Origin of the sequence: Polynucleobacter sp. MG-27-Goln-C1 (genome assembly GCF_018881905.1) — a bacterium.
In the GTDB taxonomy this organism is placed as follows: domain Bacteria; phylum Pseudomonadota; class Gammaproteobacteria; order Burkholderiales; family Burkholderiaceae; genus Polynucleobacter.
Genome location: NZ_JACVPM010000001.1, coordinates 251,859 through 268,968 on the forward strand (window position 1 = coordinate 251,859; position 17,110 = coordinate 268,968).

The 17,110-nt window shown below is 47.0% G+C and carries 19 protein-coding genes; 13 read left to right on the forward strand and 6 right to left on the reverse strand.

Translation table 11 applies throughout. The annotated features are described in order from the left end of the window. Positions 1–36: 36 nt before the first annotated feature. From ICN14_RS01290 to ICN14_RS01310, 5 genes are read left to right on the forward strand one after another with little or no spacing between them, the layout of a single operon-like run. On the forward strand, positions 37–3,021 hold the full coding sequence (locus ICN14_RS01290; protein ID WP_216224275.1) for a formate dehydrogenase subunit alpha: 2,985 nt from the start codon (positions 37–39) through the stop codon (positions 3,019–3,021). Between the two features lie 27 nt (positions 3,022–3,048). Beyond that, positions 3,049–3,708, forward strand: coding sequence for a formate dehydrogenase FDH3 subunit beta (gene fdh3B / locus ICN14_RS01295; RefSeq protein ID WP_216224278.1), 660 nt, complete (start codon positions 3,049–3,051; stop codon positions 3,706–3,708). Further along, the gene (locus ICN14_RS01300; RefSeq protein WP_216224279.1) at positions 3,705–3,941 is read left to right on the forward strand and encodes a hypothetical protein; all 237 of its coding nucleotides are present in this window, start codon (positions 3,705–3,707) and stop codon (positions 3,939–3,941) included. The genes fdh3B and ICN14_RS01300 overlap by 4 nt, the downstream gene beginning before the upstream one ends. A gap of 47 nt (positions 3,942–3,988) precedes the next feature. Continuing rightward, complete coding sequence (locus tag ICN14_RS01305; protein WP_216224280.1) at positions 3,989–5,044, forward strand: formate dehydrogenase subunit gamma; 1,056 nt, start codon at positions 3,989–3,991, stop codon at positions 5,042–5,044. Between the two features lie 10 nt (positions 5,045–5,054). Next, entirely contained in the window at positions 5,055–5,366 is a 312-nt protein-coding gene (locus ICN14_RS01310) for a hypothetical protein (RefSeq protein ID WP_216224281.1), read from the forward strand. Here the strand turns inward: ICN14_RS01310 and ICN14_RS01315 are convergent, their stop codons facing one another. Then, positions 5,367–6,077, reverse strand: a complete 711-nt coding sequence (locus tag ICN14_RS01315) for an ABC transporter ATP-binding protein (protein ID WP_216224282.1) — start codon at positions 6,075–6,077, stop codon at positions 5,367–5,369. It abuts the gene before it with no gap. After that, entirely contained in the window at positions 6,070–6,765 is a 696-nt protein-coding gene (locus tag ICN14_RS01320; protein ID WP_216224283.1) for an ABC transporter permease, read from the reverse strand. The genes ICN14_RS01315 and ICN14_RS01320 overlap by 8 nt, the downstream gene beginning before the upstream one ends. 65 nt (positions 6,766–6,830) lie before the next feature. Here ICN14_RS01320 and ICN14_RS01325 point away from each other — a divergent pair, with 65 nt between their 5' ends. The 3 genes from ICN14_RS01325 to cls are packed head-to-tail and all read left to right on the forward strand — an operon-like array spanning position 6,831 to position 9,255. Next, positions 6,831–7,031 carry a hypothetical protein gene (locus ICN14_RS01325; RefSeq protein ID WP_215333433.1) on the forward strand — a complete coding sequence of 67 codons (201 nt, stop codon included), beginning with the start codon at positions 6,831–6,833 and terminating at the stop codon, positions 7,029–7,031. Continuing rightward, entirely contained in the window at positions 7,031–7,783 is a 753-nt protein-coding gene (locus ICN14_RS01330; protein ID WP_216224285.1) for an endonuclease/exonuclease/phosphatase family protein, read from the forward strand. Before ICN14_RS01325 ends, ICN14_RS01330 begins: the two co-directional genes overlap by 1 nt. Further along, complete coding sequence (gene cls, locus ICN14_RS01335) at positions 7,780–9,255, forward strand: cardiolipin synthase (RefSeq protein WP_216224287.1); 1,476 nt, start codon at positions 7,780–7,782, stop codon at positions 9,253–9,255. Before ICN14_RS01330 ends, cls begins: the two co-directional genes overlap by 4 nt. On the opposite strand, the gene ICN14_RS01340 is transcribed toward cls, so the two are convergent. Both ICN14_RS01340 and ICN14_RS01345 read right to left on the reverse strand, forming a co-directional pair. After that, entirely contained in the window at positions 9,252–10,436 is a 1,185-nt protein-coding gene (locus ICN14_RS01340; RefSeq protein WP_216224289.1) for a CaiB/BaiF CoA-transferase family protein, read from the reverse strand. The genes cls and ICN14_RS01340 overlap by 4 nt on opposite strands. Positions 10,437–10,478: 42 nt before the next feature. Further along, a complete protein-coding gene (locus ICN14_RS01345) occupies positions 10,479–11,648 on the reverse strand; it encodes an acyl-CoA dehydrogenase family protein (RefSeq protein ID WP_216224291.1) in 1,170 nt (389 codons plus the stop codon). A gap of 197 nt (positions 11,649–11,845) precedes the next feature. Here ICN14_RS01345 and ICN14_RS01350 point away from each other — a divergent pair, with 197 nt between their 5' ends. From ICN14_RS01350 to ICN14_RS01365, 4 genes are all read left to right on the forward strand, one after another. Beyond that, entirely contained in the window at positions 11,846–12,340 is a 495-nt protein-coding gene (locus ICN14_RS01350) for a YqaA family protein (protein ID WP_255535915.1), read from the forward strand. Between the two features lie 52 nt (positions 12,341–12,392). Then, complete coding sequence (locus ICN14_RS01355; RefSeq protein ID WP_216224293.1) at positions 12,393–13,169, forward strand: 3-hydroxybutyrate dehydrogenase; 777 nt, start codon at positions 12,393–12,395, stop codon at positions 13,167–13,169. A gap of 129 nt (positions 13,170–13,298) precedes the next feature. Further along, the gene (gene sodB / locus ICN14_RS01360; protein ID WP_216224295.1) at positions 13,299–13,877 is read left to right on the forward strand and encodes a superoxide dismutase; all 579 of its coding nucleotides are present in this window, start codon (positions 13,299–13,301) and stop codon (positions 13,875–13,877) included. Between the two features lie 37 nt (positions 13,878–13,914). Beyond that, on the forward strand, positions 13,915–14,508 hold the full coding sequence (locus ICN14_RS01365; protein ID WP_216224297.1) for a urate hydroxylase PuuD: 594 nt from the start codon (positions 13,915–13,917) through the stop codon (positions 14,506–14,508). Positions 14,509–14,608: 100 nt separating this feature from the next. Here the strand turns inward: ICN14_RS01365 and ICN14_RS01370 are convergent, their stop codons facing one another. Further along, complete coding sequence (locus ICN14_RS01370; protein WP_216224301.1) at positions 14,609–15,778, reverse strand: NAD(P)/FAD-dependent oxidoreductase; 1,170 nt, start codon at positions 15,776–15,778, stop codon at positions 14,609–14,611. Between the two features lie 71 nt (positions 15,779–15,849). Beyond that, positions 15,850–16,017 (reverse strand): rubredoxin, encoded by a 168-nt coding sequence (locus tag ICN14_RS01375; protein ID WP_216180761.1) that lies wholly within the window; start codon positions 16,015–16,017, stop codon positions 15,850–15,852. A 138-nt stretch (positions 16,018–16,155) separates the two neighbouring features. Here ICN14_RS01375 and ICN14_RS01380 point away from each other — a divergent pair, with 138 nt between their 5' ends. Continuing rightward, positions 16,156–17,103, forward strand: a complete 948-nt coding sequence (locus ICN14_RS01380; RefSeq protein ID WP_216224303.1) for a hydrogen peroxide-inducible genes activator — start codon at positions 16,156–16,158, stop codon at positions 17,101–17,103. Positions 17,104–17,110 lie beyond the last annotated feature (7 nt).

Sequence of the window (17,110 nt, forward strand, 5' to 3'; positions counted from 1 at the left end):
AAATAATTAAATAAAAATATTTCTCAGGGACAACATATGAGTCTGACTCGTAAATCCAATACCCCACAAAGCGGCCGTGCTACGCCCGCATCACGTCTCATCGGCAGCCTGTCACGCGGACTTCAATCTGCGGTGCCAACGATGGATCGTCGTACTTTCCTCAAGCGCTCTGGAGTAGGTGTTGGTGCTGGGATTGCAGCAAGCCAATTGACCTTAGTGCAAAAAGCTGTTGCTGAACCAAGCAAGGCGATGTTGGACGGTAAGGGCAAGATTGAGGTCAAGAGAACCATTTGTACCCATTGTTCCGTAGGTTGCGCAACTGACGCTACTGTTGAGAATGGTGTTTGGGTTCGTCAGGACTCTGTGTTCGATTCCCCAATCAATATGGGTTCTTACTGTGCCAAAGGTGCCGCCTTACGCGAACACGGACACGGCGACTTCCGTTTGCGTTACCCAATGAAATTGGTGGACGGCAAATATCAACGTATTTCTTGGGATCAAGCTTTAACTGAGATTACTGCGCAGATGAAAGATTTGCGTAGTAAGTACAGCCCAGATTCACTGTTCTTCATTGGTTCATCAAAGCACAATAACGAGCAAGCCTATTTATTACGTAAGTGGGTTTCTTTCTTCGGAACTAACAATACAGACCATCAGGCTCGTATCTGTCACTCCACTACGGTAGCGGGTGTTGCAAACACCTGGGGTTATGGTGCGATGACCAATAGCTACAACGACATGATGAATGCCAAGGCTGCTTTGTACATTGGCTCCAATGCTGCAGAAGCTCATCCAGTGTCAATGCTCAGCTTGTTGCATGCAAAGGAAAACGGTTGCAAAGTGATCGTGGTTGATCCACGTTACACCCGTACTGCTGCAAAGTCTGATCAGTACGTTCGCATTCGCTCTGGTTCTGATATTCCATTCCTATTTGGTGTTCTGTATCACATCTTCAACAATGGTTGGGAAGATAAGAAGTACATCAATGACCGCGTCTACGGTATGGACGAGATCCGCAAAGAAGTGATGGAAAAGTGGACTCCTAAGAATGTAGAAGAGGCTTGCGGCGTTCCAGAAGCTCAGGTTTATAAAGTTGCTGAGACTATGGCTAAGAATCGTCCAAGCACCTTAGTCTGGTGTATGGGCCAAACACAACACACCATTGGTAATGCCATGGTGCGTGCATCTTGTATCGTGCAGCTCGCCCTAGGAAACGTTGGTAAATCTGGTGGCGGTACAAACATCTTCCGCGGTCACGATAACGTTCAAGGCGCAACAGACGTAGGACCTAACCCAGATTCATTACCTGGTTACTATGGTCTTGCAGCAGGATCATGGAAGCACTTCTCAACTGTATGGGGTGTTGACTACGAGTGGATCAAAGGTCGCTACGCTCCCGACATGATGGAGAAATCCGGTACTACGGTTTCTCGTTGGGTTGATGCAGTCCTTGAGAAGAATGACATGATCGATCAACAAACCAATGTAAAAGGTTTGTTCTTCTGGGGTCATGCTCCTAACTCACAAACTCGCGGCTTGGATATGAAGCGCGCGATGAATAAATTGGATTTATTGGTTGTTGTTGATCCATATCCAAGTGCTACAGCAGCAATGGCAGCGATGCCACCCGCTGAAGGCGATGTAGTAAATAAGAATCGTAATGTTTACCTCTTGCCAGCAACGACTCAATTTGAAACAACGGGTTCAGCTACCGCCTCAAACCGCTCATTGCAGTGGCGTGAGAAAGTCATCGATCCTTTGTTTGAGTCTGTACCTGACCACGTCATCATGCAAGCATTTGCTGATCGCCTTGGCTTCGGTGAAGAGTTGTCTAAGAACTACAAGATGCAGAGTTCAAAGTTTGCCGGTAAGCAGTGGAGAGAGCCGCAGATTGAGGACATCTTGCGCGAAATTAACCGTTCCGTTTGGACGATTGGTTACACCGGTCAAACTCCTGAGCGCTTGAAGGCGCACATGAGAATGGTTGGTACCTTCGATCCGAAAACATTGAAGTCACGTGGCGGAGTTGATCCGGTTACTGGTTACGACACAACAGGCGACTACTATGGCTTGCCTTGGCCTTGCTACGGCACCGCTTCCATCAAGCACCCTGGTTCACCAAATCTTTATGACACTAGCAAGAGTGTGATGGAGGGTGGTGGTAACTTCCGCGCTAACTTTGGTGTGGAAAAAGATGGCGTTAATTTGCTTGCTGAAGATGGTTCTTACTCTAAAGGTTCCGCTATTAAGACCGGTTACCCTGAGTTTGATCATGTCCTCGTGAAGAAGCTCGGTTGGTGGAATCAGTTAACTGAAGAAGAGCAGAAGCTTGCTGAAGGTAAGAACTGGAAGACTGACTTATCCGGCGGTATTCAGCGCGTGGTGATGAAGAATGGTTGTCATCCATTTGGTAATGCCAAAGCCCGTGCAGTTGTATGGAACTTCCCGGATGCTATTCCAACTCACCGCGAGGCGCTCTACAGTACCAATGAGCCAATGATGCGTAAGTACCCAACATCTGCGGACAAGAAGAATTTCTGGCGCTTGCCGACTCTCTACAAAACAGTTCAGGATAAGAACTTGAATGAGAAGCTCTACGAGAAGTTCCCAATCATTCTGACCTCAGGTCGTTTGGTTGAGTACGAGGGTGGAGGTGATGAGACACGTTCTAACCCATGGTTGGCTGAGTTGCAGCAAGAGAACTTTGTGGAGATCAATCCTAAGGCCGCAGAAGCTCGTGGCATTAAGAATTGGGATTACGTATGGGTTAAATCTCCGACTGGAGCCAAGATCAAAGTTCGCGCAATGGTGACTGAGCGCGTCGATCAAGATACCGCGTTTGTACCATTCCACTTTGCTGGCTGGTGGCAGGGCAATGACTTGCGTAAATACTATCCTGAGGGCGCAGCCCCAGTAGTTCTGGGTGAGGCAGTGAACACTGCAACAACCTACGGCTATGACCAGGTAACGATGATGCAAGAAACTAAAACCACCATGTGCCAAATCGAAAAATTTGCCTAAGTTAAAAAATATAGTCAGGAGAACACCATGGCAAGAATGAAATTTATTTGTGATACAGAGCGATGCATTGAGTGCAACGGCTGTGTCACTGCCTGTAAAAATGATAATGAGGTACCTTGGGGCATTACTCGTCGCCGTGTTGTTACGGTCAACGACGGTATTGTTGGTAAAGAAAAATCAATCTCAGTTGCTTGCATGCACTGTTCGGATGCGCCTTGCATGGCGGTATGTCCAGTTGACTGCTTCTATCGCACTGATGAAGGCGTTGTCTTGCATGACAAAGACATCTGTATCGGTTGCGGCTACTGCTCTTTTGCTTGCCCATTTGGCGCACCTCAGTTCTTGAGCAAGGGCGCTTTTGGTTCCCGCAGCAAAATGGATAAGTGCACATTCTGTAGCGGCGGTCCTGAGGCAAATGGTAGTGTTGCCGAGTTCGAGAAGTATGGTCGTAATCGCTTGGCAGAAGGCAAGTTGCCGTTGTGCGCAGAAATGTGCTCAACCAAAGCATTGATTGGTGGTGATAGTGAAGTGATCTCTTCCATTTACGCTAAACGTGTTGCAGTTCGCGAAGCTAATGGTAGATATCCAAGCAATGAGATTTTTGGCTGGTCGACTGCTTATGGTCCATCAGGATCCCCGGCACCTACACCAACACCTGCTGACAAAATTCCAGGAGCAAAGTCATGAAATTGAATTTCAAAACTCTCGGTTTATGTTTAGTGGCTGGCGTTTTGCTAGCTGCTTGCTCCGAACCTCCTGAGATTGCAGCAAAAGCTGCAAAGCGTCCTGATGTAGCCCCTTATATGGGAGCTGACAATGGATTTATGACTAAAGGTTGGACTCCAGGCGATCAGGCAAGTTGGACGGAAGCGATTAACAAGCGCAATCAGAGGCAATCTGAATACTCACGCGTTAAGTGATCAGTTAAACAACAATAAATAAAACGAAAACGTTTAAGGATATTTGTATGAATCGATCATTCTCTAGTGTTAGTCGCTCATGGGTTCTAGCCCTAGGCGTATCGCTAAGTTTGCTTAGCGGTGTCTGTCTAGCAGAGCGCGCTCCAATGCAACCTCTGCCATCCCCAAGTGGTATTGATTTTCCAAAAAATCTCAATTCCATTCCTAATGGCACGCAAGCACAATCTCAGCCAGCAAATACTGCCCCTAAAGAGGGTGCAATTTGGGATACAGCCAATAGTGACCCTTACAACTTTGTCAGCATCCCTGATAAAGAGGCGAGTGTTCTAATTCAGCGTGCTGGTCAGCAATGGCGCTTGATTCGCAATGGCATCATCACTGTTTACGGCGCTTGGTTGCTCGCAATTGCTTTCTTCGGTATTGCTGCGCTCTTCCTGATTAAGGGTCCAATTAAACTTCATGCCCCGATGTCTGGCGTAAAGATTAAGCGCTTTAACGGCTTTGAGCGGTTCACTCACTGGGTAATGGCTTTCAGCTTTATCGGCCTTGCTGTCACTGGTAGTTTGATTTTGTGGGGCAAGTACTTTGCAATGCCATTGATGGGCGGCGCTGCTTATGGCTCATTCTTGATGGTTTGCAAAAATATCCACAATTACTCCGGACCATTGTTTACATTGAGCGTTGTGATCTTCTTCCTACTCTTCGCTACTCGTAACATTCCAGGTAAGGGTGATCTCACTTGGTTAATGACACTAGGTGGGGCATTGACCGGCAAGCATCCTCCTGCAGGATTCTTCAATATGGGTGAGAAAATCTGGTTCTGGTTTGGTATGGTTATTTTGGGCCTCACCATTTCAGCTTCTGGCTTCGTACTCGATATGATCGTACCGTTCATGGATGTTCAGTACCTCCGCGGCACTATGCAGTTGGCCAATATCATTCATAGCTCAGCAGCTATCTTGATGACAGCCATGGCAATGGGTCATATCTATATCGGTACGATTGGTATGCAAGGTTCTATCGATGGCATGAAGGATGGTTACGTAGATGCAACCTGGGCCAAAGAGCACCATGAGATCTGGTATGACAAGGTTAAAAAATAAGGACATGGCCATGAAAAAAATCATTGCTTTCACACTCGGTGCATTTGCAACTTCAGTTGCATTTGCTGCACTACCACCGCTGTCGCCTGAAGCTCAGGCGGCTGCCGATCTAGCAAAGGCAAAGACTGCTTACGCCGGTAGGGTTGATGGTTTTAAGTTATGCCAAGCTCAAAACAAAGTGGCTGATCAATATAGGGTTTCTGGTACTCCGGCACCAGCAGCCTGTGTTGCGCCACCTCCATTTGTTGCACCAGGCACTGCAGCGGCGGCTCCAGCTCCGGCTCCAGCACCAACTGCAGCGGCGCCAACTGCAGCGAAGTAATTAGTCTGAGAGTAACTCTTGATGTAAGTAGCGTTTAGCTGCTTGTGTTTGAGGATTAGCAAAGAAAGGACCTACGGGTCCTTTTTCTTTTATCTGGCCCTGATCAATAAAGATGATGTATTCCGCTAGCCTTTGCACTTGTGCAAGCTGATGAGACGTGAAGATCACATCTGAGCCTTGAAGCTTAAATTGACGAATCATTTCTTCAACTTGTTCCGTCGTATTGGGATCGAGGTTGGCTGTAGGTTCGTCTAACAAAACCAAATTCGGCTTTTGCAAAATGGCTCTACCCAAGCAAAGCTTTTGTCTTTCACCTGCCGACAGTTTATGGGCGGGGCTGTTCGCAAGCTGGCTTAAGCCGATCTGCTCAATAACTGCATCAATCTGGATTGAATCAATAGACGAATCTGAATCTTTGACCATGGCAAGATTGGTTCTTGCTGAGGCTTTGATCATTGGTGTGTGGTGGAGCACTAGTGATGAGCGTATGCCTGCAGTTGAATAAGTTACCGTTCCTGAATCAGGCTTAATTAAGCCATCCAGTAGCTTTAGTAGCGTCGTCTTTCCGGCGCCATTAGGGCCAATGCAGGCGCAAATTCGATCCGCTGGAATGACTGCATGAGGAACGTCCAAGATGATCCGACCATCACTTTTGACAATGACGCCTTTGAGCTCAATGAACTGCTGAAATTGTTCCAAACTATTAACCATAGCGACGCTCTGCAATTTGGCGAACTACAAATGTAAATAGGTTAGCTAGCAATACAATGCCGAGCAAAATAATGCCTAAAGCTAGGGCGAGGGGCAGATCCCCTTTGCTAGTTTCCAGGGCGATTGCCGTAGTCATAGTGCGAGTAGAGCGGTCAATATTACCGCCCACGATCATGACTGCGCCCACCTCAGATATCGCTCTGGCTAATCCCGCTAGGACGGCAATCGTCAGGGAGAAGCGGCAGTCCCAAATAAGCCATTTCAGGGCAGAAAGCCTGGGAAGTCGAAGCGCTCTAAACGAATCCCGATGAATTCTCCAGGAATCCTCGAGGATTTGGCGGCTTAGAGCGGCAATGAGAGGGGTTGTCAGCAGTGTTTGGGCTAGGATCATGCCCTTGGGTGTAAAAAGCCATCCCCACACCCCTAATGGCCCCGTGCGGGAGAGTAAAAGATAGACCACTACGCCAACAATGACCGTTGGAACGCCCATTAAGGTATTTAAGGTGACTGTAATTGTCTTTTTGCCCTTAAATTCTTCTGTTGCTAACAGTGCACCTAGCGGGAGTCCGATGAGGGTGCCCAGAAGAAGCGCAGTCAGGCTGACCTGAAGCGAGACGAGGACGATGCCCATTACCCCCGCATCTAAATGCGCAAGCAATCCGAAGGCATCTTGGAAGGTCGTAAACATGGGCTTGATTCTAGCAAGGCGGTGGCAAAATGGAAGAAATGCAAACAATTTCCCTTTTTTAACTCATGGCTGAAGTCATTTGCCTCTGTAATGAGGTCCTCGATGTTGATCTTCGTGAATATCTCGATGAGCATCCGATCGACTCCATTGATGAGTTGCGTGAGCAGGCCTCCATTTGCAATAAGTGCATGCAATGCCAGGACTTAGTTGAGGGTGAAATCTATTTGGCGCGTGTAAGACGGCAACGCGCTGCAGGACAGTTTTAATGAGCAAGGTTCATTTAGGTCGCTTTAGCGTCATGACGATGAATGTGCACAAGGGCTTATCTCCCTTGCACAGAAAATCTACCATCTACGAGCTGCGTCAAAAAATGCGTAGCCACCATCCTGATTTACTTTTTTTGCAAGAACTTCAACAAGAGCATCGGGGTCGAATCAGGCGATTTGGTCAATGGCCCTTGATGGAGTTAACCCATTTTTTGTCCGAAGATTTTTGGCATGATTGGCACTACGGTAAAAATGTCGAGTATCCCGATGGCCACCATGGCAATGCCATTCTTTCTAAAAGACCATTGCACAAGGGTGAAAACTACGATATCTCTGCTTATCGATTTGAGCGGCGTGGTTTGCTTCATAGCATTACTCAATTAGAGGATGTGCCTACACCGATCCATTGTTTCTGTGTGCACCTGGCTCTATTTGAAAGAGGGCGAGAGCGTCAATTAGATGAGATCATTCGTTACATTGATACTCTTGCGGGTGGCGGCCCAACTATTGTGGCGGGCGACTTTAATGATTGGCGCAATCGCGTGAGCGCTCCAATGCAAGCGGCCGGCTTTAATGAAGTATTTGAGGTTCTTACCGGCTCTCCTGCAAAAACCTTTCCTAGCGTGAAGCCAATGCTTCCGATGGATCGGATTTATGTGCGAGGTCTAAAAATCCATTCTGCAAATGTCTTGTATGAATGGCTGAAATTATCTGATCACCTAGGTATTACGGCGGAACTGGAAATCTTATGAGTCTATTGAACTTTCTATTGGGATCTATTTTTGGATTTTCATTGATTTGGGTTCCTATCGTTCACGCGATCATCGTTATTCTGTTTGGATTTCGCTTAATCTCCGTAAGAAGGCCAGTAGGCGTTGCCATTGCCTGGTTTCTGATCGTCGTCCTCTTTCCGCTGGTGGGAATCAGCCTTTATATTCTTATTGGAGAGCGCCCAGTTGGTCGCAAGCTGACCCGAAAAATTATTCGCATGGATAAAGAATATGCGGCCATCACTGAAAATATGCGACAGCACTACCAGGCTGACAAGCAGTTACTGCCAATTGAGGGTAGAGCGCTAAGTCTATTGGCGGAGTCGAATAATGGCTCGCCGGTCATTGCTGGTAACAAGATTGAATTGTTTACGAGTTCTCTAAAGATCTTGCAGCTATTTATTGATGAGATTAATCAAGCGAAAACAACGCTGCATTTGGAATTCTATATATGGGCTCTCGGTGGTGATGCTGATCGTGTTGGCGAGGCCTTAATTGCAGCCGCTAAGCGTGGGGTAGCTTGTAAAGTGCTATTAGATTCCTTAGGCAGTAAGGACTGGTTTAAATCGAATTGGCCTAAACGTTTCAGAGATGCTGGAATTGAAGTGACTGAGGCCTTACCAATTCAGATTGGCCGTTTCCAATTTCGCCGCGCTGATCTTCGGCTGCATCGAAAAATATTTGTGATTGATAACGCCATCGTTTGGACTGGCAGTATGAATATGGTCGATCCGCGCAGCTTTAAGCAAGACTCAGGGGTTGGTGAATGGGTTGATGCGATGGTCAGAATTGAGGGTCCGGTGGCATCTCAATTTGAACTGACCTTCTCATTTGACTGGAGTGTAGACAATCCGAAGATTAAACACTTCAATGATGTAGCGCCAGCCGCAAACCCAACAGAGGGTCGAGCGCTAGCTCAAGAGTTTTCCTCTGGTCCGGTATACCGTGACGATATCTTGTATCAGGTACTGCTATCCGCAATCATGGATGCACGTAAAGAGCTCACCATTACGACACCTTACTTTGGTCCAGATGATGGCTTGATTCAGGCATTGATGGCTGCAGCGGGTCGGGGAGTGAATGTCACCCTCATTGTTCCGAAATTAAATGATTCCACACTGGTCGCCTGGAGTAGCCGCAGCTTCTACGCCGACCTCATGAATGCTGGCGTCAATATTGCTGAGTTTCATGGTGGTCTATTACATACGAAGAGCTTATTAATAGATAAGCGTGTAGCAATATTTGGTTCAGTTAATTTTGATCAACGCAGCTTGCGTCTTAATTTTGAAATCAGCTTAATCGTGTACAACGATGAGTTCTGCGCCAAGCTTGAGACTTTGATTGACTCCTACTTGGCTCAATCAGATATGGTGAATCCAGTAAGTTGGGCTAAGCGGCCACGTTGGCGTGTCTTGCTAGAGAACGCGGCACACTTAACTTCACCCTTGCTTTAAATAGCCCCTTGCGCGCGCATGGCCTCAATTTCGCTCGCAGTAATACCAAGCCCACCTAGGATTGCATTGGTGTGCTGGCCTACTGATGGGATTTCATCGATGCGGTAGTCGAAGCTACTATTGCTACCTGGGGGTAGCATGGCTGGAATAGGGCCCACAGGTGAACCGACTTGCACCCAACGATCACGCGCTTTGAGTTGTTCGTGATTCCATAAGCCCTGCATATCATTGAGACGGGCGTTAGCAATTTGAGCTTCATCTAATTTCGCAATCACTTGTTCGGTTGTTAGTTTGCTAAAACAGGCGTCAATGATCGAGAGTAGTTCATCTCGCTTTTCATTGCGCTTGAAGTTTTTATCAAAACGTTCATCTTTGGCAAGCGCCTGATTCCCGAGCACCACTTCGCAGAATAAAACCCATTCACGGTCGTTTTGGAGGCCCAACATGACAGTGCCGCCATCACCTGCTTTAAACGGGCCATAAGGGTAGATCGTGGCATGTGATGCGCCATTGCGAGGAGGGGGAGTTGCGCCTTCATAAGCATAGTAGAGCGGGTAGCTCATCCATTCGCCGAGTGATTCAAGCATGGATACGTCGATCGTAGATCCCTTGCCTGTTTTGCCTCTTTGTAAAAGAGCTGCCAGAACGTTGGTATAGGCATACATGCCTGCGGCAATATCGGCAATGGAGTTTCCTGCTTTGCTGGGAGTGTCTGGAGTACCAGTAACAGATAAGAATCCAGCCTCACTTTGAATCAGTAGGTCATATGCTTTTTTATCGCGATAAGGCCCATTATTTCCATAGCCGGAGATGTCGCACAAAATTAAGCCTGGATTATCTTTCTGCAGGAGTTCTGCAGTCAGTCCCATGCGTGCTGCAGCACCGGGTGCCAAGTTTTGTACTAGCACGTCAGCTGTTTTTAGAAGTGTCTTGAGTGCTGTAAGTGCAGATTCTTGTTTGAGATCTAGGGTCAAACTTTCTTTGGAGCGATTCACCCAGGTGAAGTGAGATGACATGCCATTCACGCGTTCATCGTACGCACGCGCGAAGTCACCAGCACCAGGCCGCTCGACCTTAATGACACGTGCACCTAAATCTGCTAATTGGCGCGTACAAAAAGGAGCGGCAATGGCATGCTCCAGGGAAACCACGGTGATGCCATCTAAAGGGCGAATGCTCATGTAATTACTTACCCAGCTGAATAAATGAAAAGGCCTAAAGAATTAGAAGGAGCGGGGGAGTCCAAGGACATGCTCAGCTACATAGGAATAAATTAAGTTGGTTGAGATTGGCGCCACTTGGTAGAGGCGGGTTTCTCGGAACTTGCGCTCAACATCGTATTCATTGGCAAATCCAAAGCCACCATGGGTTTGCAGGCATACGTTAGCAGCCTCCCATGATGCTTTTGCAGCCAGGTACTTGGCCATATTGGATTCAGCGCCACACGCTTGCTTGGCATCAAAAAGCTCACAGGCTTTAAAGCGCATCAGGTTAGCTGCTTCTGTTTCAATATAAGAATCCGCAATCGGAAACTGAATGCCTTGGTTCTTGCCAATCGGACGATCAAATACCACGCGCTCATTTGCATAGCGACGTGCTTTATCTACAAACCAGTAAGCGTCGCCAATACATTCGGCAGCGATCAGTGTGCGCTCAGCATTAAGTCCATCAAGAATGTATTTAAACCCTTGGCCTTCTTCGCCGATCAAATTCTCAGCAGGAATTTCTAGGTTGTCAAAGAAGACTTCGTTGGTTTCGTGGTTCACCATATTGGCAATCGGCTGGATCGCCATACCTTTACCAATCGCATCCTTAAGATCAACGATAAAAATCGACATACCTTCTGATTTTTTCTTTACCTCTGCTAGAGGAGTGGTGCGTGCCAGCAGAATCATTAAATCAGAATGCTGAATACGGGAGATCCAAACTTTCTGGCCATTGACCACATACTTGTCACCCTTTTTGACGGCAGTAGTTTTGAGTTTGGTGGTATCGGTGCCGGTAGTAGGTTCAGTGACAGCCATGGTCTGAAGACGCAATTCGCCTGTGGCGATTTTGGGGAGGTAGAGCTTCTTCTGGGCATCAGAGCCATGGCGTAATAAGGTGCCCATGTTGTACATCTGACCGTGACAAGAACCCGCATTACCGCCTGAGAAATTAATCTCTTCCATGATGACTGAGGCTTCAGCTAGGCCTAAGCCAGAGCCACCGAATTCTTCCGGGATTAAAGCTGCCAGCCAACCTGCCTGTGCCATTGCATCAACAAAGGCCTCTGGGTAGGCTCTTTCATGATCTACCTTTTGCCAATAAGCGGAGTCAAAACTGCCGCAAAGGTCGCGCAAGGCTTCCCGCATATCTTGGTATTGGTCTGGCTTGGGGATAGGGTGATTCATTTGGCGATCTAACAATAAAAAAGGATTATCGAATTTACGAATCCCTACAGTTTAAGCAAGAATCTAAAAGTGTGGGCAACTCAAAAAGGACCCCAGCTTCGCCTATATAGCTGATCTCAATGCCTATTGGGGCATACTTGAGGAATGGTCGCAAACTTACTTTCTAGCCCACTTGGAGTCTTTGCTTAATGGAGCAAATGCTGAGTCAGTTTTTTGACTTCTTTGGGATGCCATCGGTTGGTTTGCCGGCAGTATTTATCAGCGCCTTTATTTCAGCAACCTTGCTGCCCGTGGGATCTGAGCCAATACTTTTTGGTTACGTATCCGTCAACCCCCATCTATATTGGGTCGCCATCATGGTGGCCACTATTGGTAATACCTTGGGGGGTATGTTCGATTGGTGGCTTGGGCTACTGAGTCGAAACAGCTTTGAATCCTTAAAAGGACCTACGAACGGCAGAATGCAGCGCTGGCTGCAAGAGCGGGGACCGAAGATGCTGATTTTGTCGTGGTTGCCTGGCTTTGGTGACCCCCTTTGTTTGGCTGCGGGGTGGCTCAGACTACCTTGGGTTCCTTGCCTAATTTATATGTTTATTGGCAAGCTACTGCGCTATCTCACGATGACCTGGCTGTTAACCCTGGTGCCCAGCAGCGTTTGGCATCAATTGGGGCATTGGCTCCATCTAATCTAAATTCTTCCGTTGTATCCTATATTTTTCTTGTCAATATCCCGAGAGGACAATCATGTCTCATTTAAAAGGTAAAACAGCTTTGGTCACCGGCTCAACTAGCGGTATTGGTCTAGTAATGGCGATTGGATTGGCAAAGCAGGGCGTCAATATTATGGTGAATGGCTTTGGCGAGAAAGATGCTGCTATTGCTGCCATCAAAGCTTGTGGTGTTGAGGTTGACTATCACGGTGCCGACATGAGCAAGCCTGCTGAGATTGAAGACTTGATTCAGCAAACTGAAAAACGCTTTGGCTCACTCGATATATTAGTAAACAACGCGGGCATTCAGTACACGGCTAACGTTGAAGACTTTCCATCTGATAAGTGGGAATCGATCATTGCCATTAACTTAAGCTCGGCGTTCTATACGTCTCACCATGCTTTGCCTGGAATGAAGAAGCGTAATTGGGGTCGCATTATTAATATTGCCTCAGTACATGGTTTGGTTGGCTCTACCCAAAAATCCGCTTATGTAGCTGCTAAGCATGGCATTGTTGGATTAACTAAAGTAACCGCCCTTGAGAATGCAAAATCCGGCATTACCTGTAATGCAATATGCCCAGGCTGGGTCCTTACCCCTCTGGTTCAGAAGCAGGTGGATGCCCGCGCAGAACGCGATGGGATTTCCAATGAGGAGGCCAAAAAAGCCTTGGTTTCTGAGAAGCAGCCTTCAGGTGAATTCGTGGCTCCAGAGCAATTAGCCGCACTGGCCGTTTTCCTATGTGGTCCCGATGCCTCCGAAGTGCGCGGAGTGGCCTGGAACATGGATGGCGGCTGGACAGCCCAGTAATCCTTGGTAAGGGGGGATTCAAGGTAATCCCCCGGCCTAGCGCCCAAACAAAATCACCAGAATCGTCTATAGTTAGTGCAAATATGGCTGCTAGAGCTATTTGTTAACTTGATTTACAAGGAAAAAATGATGGAACATACATTACCTCAATTACCTTACGCACTAGATGCGCTTTCACCATTTATCTCAAAAGAAACTCTCGAGTTTCACTATGGCAAACATCACCAAACATACGTAACCAATTTAAATAATCTGATTAAAGGTACCGAGTTCGAAAATGCTTCTCTAGAAGAGATCGTTAAAAAATCTGCTGGTGGTGTTTTCAACAACGCTGCTCAAGTATGGAACCATACTTTTTACTGGAATAGCATGAAGCCAAATGGCGGCGGTGCTCCAACTGGCCCATTGGCTGATGCCATTAATGCTAAGTGGGGCTCTTTTGATAAGTTTAAAGAAGAGTTCGCAAAGTGCGCAGTAGGTACTTTTGGATCTGGTTGGGCTTGGTTGGTTAAGAAGGCTGATGGCTCACTTGATTTAGTTTCAACCAGCAATGCAGCTACACCACTGACTACCGATGCCAAGGCTTTGATGACTTGTGACGTTTGGGAGCACGCTTATTACATTGATACTCGTAATGCTCGTCCAAAGTACGTAGAAAACTTCTGGAATGTAGTGAACTGGGATTTTGCTAGCAAGAATTTTGCTTAATTACCCCTGAGATATTCATTTTTATTAGAAAGTATTTATGTCATCTATTTTTACCTCATTAGGGCGTACAGTTTTAGCTGGTTTTGTGCTCCTCGTTTTAATTGTTTTGGCATTAGGTGCAAACCTCAGCTCTATTGAATTGCCATTCTTGTTCCGCTGGATTCACGTGATGGTTGGTGTGATGTGGATTGGCTTGCTTTGGTACTTCAATTTCGTGCAGATTCCTTCCATGCCAAAAATCCCAGATGAGCAAAAGCCTGCGATTGGAAAAGTAATCGCTCCAACAGCCTTGTTTTGGTTCCGCTGGGCAGCCTTATTCACCGTTGTTAGCGGTTTGATCTTATCCGTTTTGAATGGTTACGCTCATCAGGCGTTTACCTTGCAAGCTCCATTCCGCGCTATCGGTTTAGGTATGTGGATTGCCTTGGTAATGGCCTTTAACGTTTGGTTCATTATTTGGCCAAATCAAAAACGTGCCCTAGGCATGGTTGCGGTTGAGCCGGACGTTAAAGCAAAGTCAGCACGTGTTGCGATGTTGACTTCACGCCTGAACACAATGCTTTCTGTACCAATGTTGTTTTTGATGGTTGCTCAATCACATAACTCAACTTGGTTTGTAATCGTTTCATAAACAGACCGCTGTAGATGATGAAAAAGGCCCGCAGATGCGGGCCTTTTCTTATTGCTAAATCTAGTTTGGATTATTGAGAATAGCCCACGAAGACTTGTCTTTATTGCAATATTGGGGGCAATTCTTTTGTGAGAGCGCCGCGTTGGGCTGTCGCAGACCCAAGTAAAGCAAAGCCAAGCAATTTTCCATCGCTTGATTCAAAGCGGGCTTCAAGGCCGCCTTCCACTGTAATAATCTTCCAATCGCCAACCGCACCCTTTGCTGGTGGCGAAACAATAGTCGGTAGTGAAGGGGTCTTCACCATCACTGGCATAGCAGGGTAGGTCAGGGCAGCTGCCTGTCCAAGTAGGCTTGGTGCCAAAGCCCGTGCTGCCTGCATGATAGGCATGACATAAGGCAAAACCAAACCATCTACTTCAGCGCAGTCACCAATAGCAAATACATTTTTAGCGCTAGTTTCTAATTGGCGATTAACAGTAATACCCGTGCCTGTGGCAATTCCAGCAGCCTTAGCTAAATCCAGTCGCGGCTTCAAACCAACGGCCGATAGAAATACATCGCTAGTAATGGTTGATCCATTGGCTAAGGTGATTGTCAGTGAGTCGGCATTGCGATCGATCGATTGCACGGTAGTAGCAAAGTGCCAGCGCACACCAGCTTCACTAAGCTTCTCTTGCAAAGCTAGTGCTGCAGCCTCGGGAAGGAGTCGACCCAAAGCTTGCGGTGCCAAGTCAATCACATCAATTTCATAGGACCCCAAGACCAGATCGTTGGCAAACTCACAGCCAATTAATCCCGCCCCTAAAATGGCAATGCGTTTTTTACCTTCAATCGTTTTACGAAATTGGGCATATTCCTCTAGATCGTTAACGGTGATGACTTCATTGGCCGCATTACCTTGTAAAGGTAGGCGGATTTGATCTGCGCCCAATCCAAGCACTAGCTTCCAGTAAGGAATACTCCCTTTGGAAGTGGTAATTGTCTGTGCGGCAGTATCAATTGCAGTGACATTAGCATCACTCACAATCGTCATTTCTAGTTGAGCTGCCATGCCTTCAGCATTTGTGGAAACCAATTGCTCTGCTGATTTATTGCTGGCAAGGGCAGTTGAGAGCATAGGCTTTGAATAGAAGTAGCCTGGCTCCCGAGTCACTAAAGTCACGGGGATAGCTTTATCTAGCTTACGAAGCTCGCGAATAACGGTAAACCCAGCTAAACCACTGCCGATAATGACAATGCCCGATTGAGATAAATTGTTCTGATGATCCAAGGCAGAGTTTCCTATTGATAAGCTGTATTACGTTAATTGATGTACTTCAAAGCAGCTGAAGCTTTGAGTAATTACGATGTCTGAACCATTTCAAAATCAGACTTAGCTACGCCGCAGTCAGGGCACTCCCAATCATCAGGAATGTCGGCCCACGCGGTGCCAGGGGGAATCCCTTCTTCAGGCAAACCTTTTGCTTCGTCATAGTTAAAGCCGCACACGATACATTGCCAAGTTTTCATAGGGATTCCTTGCTAAAAGAGATTACAAGCAGTTTAAATTTAATTTCAAATTCAGTTGTAAGTCAGGTAATGATTTATAGGGTGAATAGAAATGATATTATTTATCTAATAAATTGATTATAGGAACATCTACAAATTATGGCTGCTCTACCTTCATTACGTCAGCTTCGCTATTTTGTGGCAATTGCTCAAGAGCTTAATTTCACCCGAGCAGCAGAAGTCTGCTTCGTAGGCCAATCTACCTTGAGTGCGGGCTTAAAAGAGCTTGAGGACGGCTTGGGCATCCGCCTAGTGGAGCGAGACCGTCAAAATGTAGCGATTACCCCCATTGGCCTCGAGATTCTGGAGAGGGCGAAGACGATCCTAGCTTCGTCCCAAGATTTAGTGGAATACGCAGATGCTGCAGGTAAGCCTATGGCTGGGACTATTCGCCTTGGTGTAATCCCAACCATTGCACCATTCTTACTTCCAAATGTGATGCCGGATATTCGGACCCGTTTTCCGAGTTTAAAAATTGCCTTGCGTGAGGACCTGACCGCCAATCTCTTAACTAGATTGGCTGAGCATCAATTGGATTTCATTCTGATTGCGTTGCCATATGAGACCTCGGGTTTACTGGTAAAAGAATTATTTGATGACGAGTTTTGGTTGGTTGCCAGAGAGGATGACCCAGCCCTCAAGGGTAAGGAAATTCACCTACCGGCAAAAATGGCGGAGAGGCTGCTGCTGTTAGAAGAGGGCCACTGTTTGCGCGAACACACGTTGCAAGCTTGCAAGCGCTCTGATATTCGCAAAGCGGATGGCATGGAAGCCACGAGCTTGCTCACGTTGCTACAAATGGTGGACTCCGGAATGGGAATTGCATTACTGCCAGAGATGGCGGTAAGAGGTGGCTTGTTAAATGGTACTAGCTTAGAAGCTCGTCCATTAGCACCTCCAGCGCCTAAGCGAGTGATTGCCTTAGTAGCCCGTTCCTCTACCGCTCACGTGGAAGAGTTCCAAGCATTCTGTGATTGCATTCAAGAAAGATTCAAGAAGGGCGCCAAGAGCGGTCGTGGTGCTGTGAAGGGCTTACGCAAGGATTAAGCTAGAC

Coding starts and splice junctions, on each gene's coding strand:
- ICN14_RS01290 (WP_216224275.1), top strand. CDS start 37: ATGAGTCTGACTCGTAAATCCAATACCCCACAAAGCGGCCGTGCTACG.
- fdh3B (WP_216224278.1), top strand. CDS start 3,049: ATGGCAAGAATGAAATTTATTTGTGATACAGAGCGATGCATTGAGTGC.
- ICN14_RS01300 (WP_216224279.1), top strand. CDS start 3,705: ATGAAATTGAATTTCAAAACTCTCGGTTTATGTTTAGTGGCTGGCGTT.
- ICN14_RS01305 (WP_216224280.1), top strand. CDS start 3,989: ATGAATCGATCATTCTCTAGTGTTAGTCGCTCATGGGTTCTAGCCCTA.
- ICN14_RS01310 (WP_216224281.1), top strand. CDS start 5,055: ATGAAAAAAATCATTGCTTTCACACTCGGTGCATTTGCAACTTCAGTT.
- ICN14_RS01315 (WP_216224282.1), bottom strand. CDS start 6,077: ATGGTTAATAGTTTGGAACAATTTCAGCAGTTCATTGAGCTCAAAGGC.
- ICN14_RS01320 (WP_216224283.1), bottom strand. CDS start 6,765: ATGTTTACGACCTTCCAAGATGCCTTCGGATTGCTTGCGCATTTAGAT.
- ICN14_RS01325 (WP_215333433.1), top strand. CDS start 6,831: ATGGCTGAAGTCATTTGCCTCTGTAATGAGGTCCTCGATGTTGATCTT.
- ICN14_RS01330 (WP_216224285.1), top strand. CDS start 7,031: ATGAGCAAGGTTCATTTAGGTCGCTTTAGCGTCATGACGATGAATGTG.
- cls (WP_216224287.1), top strand. CDS start 7,780: ATGAGTCTATTGAACTTTCTATTGGGATCTATTTTTGGATTTTCATTG.
- ICN14_RS01340 (WP_216224289.1), bottom strand. CDS start 10,436: ATGAGCATTCGCCCTTTAGATGGCATCACCGTGGTTTCCCTGGAGCAT.
- ICN14_RS01345 (WP_216224291.1), bottom strand. CDS start 11,648: ATGAATCACCCTATCCCCAAGCCAGACCAATACCAAGATATGCGGGAA.
- ICN14_RS01350 (WP_255535915.1), top strand. CDS start 11,846: ATGCTGAGTCAGTTTTTTGACTTCTTTGGGATGCCATCGGTTGGTTTG.
- ICN14_RS01355 (WP_216224293.1), top strand. CDS start 12,393: ATGTCTCATTTAAAAGGTAAAACAGCTTTGGTCACCGGCTCAACTAGC.
- sodB (WP_216224295.1), top strand. CDS start 13,299: ATGGAACATACATTACCTCAATTACCTTACGCACTAGATGCGCTTTCA.
- ICN14_RS01365 (WP_216224297.1), top strand. CDS start 13,915: ATGTCATCTATTTTTACCTCATTAGGGCGTACAGTTTTAGCTGGTTTT.
- ICN14_RS01375 (WP_216180761.1), bottom strand. CDS start 16,017: ATGAAAACTTGGCAATGTATCGTGTGCGGCTTTAACTATGACGAAGCA.
- ICN14_RS01380 (WP_216224303.1), top strand. CDS start 16,156: ATGGCTGCTCTACCTTCATTACGTCAGCTTCGCTATTTTGTGGCAATT.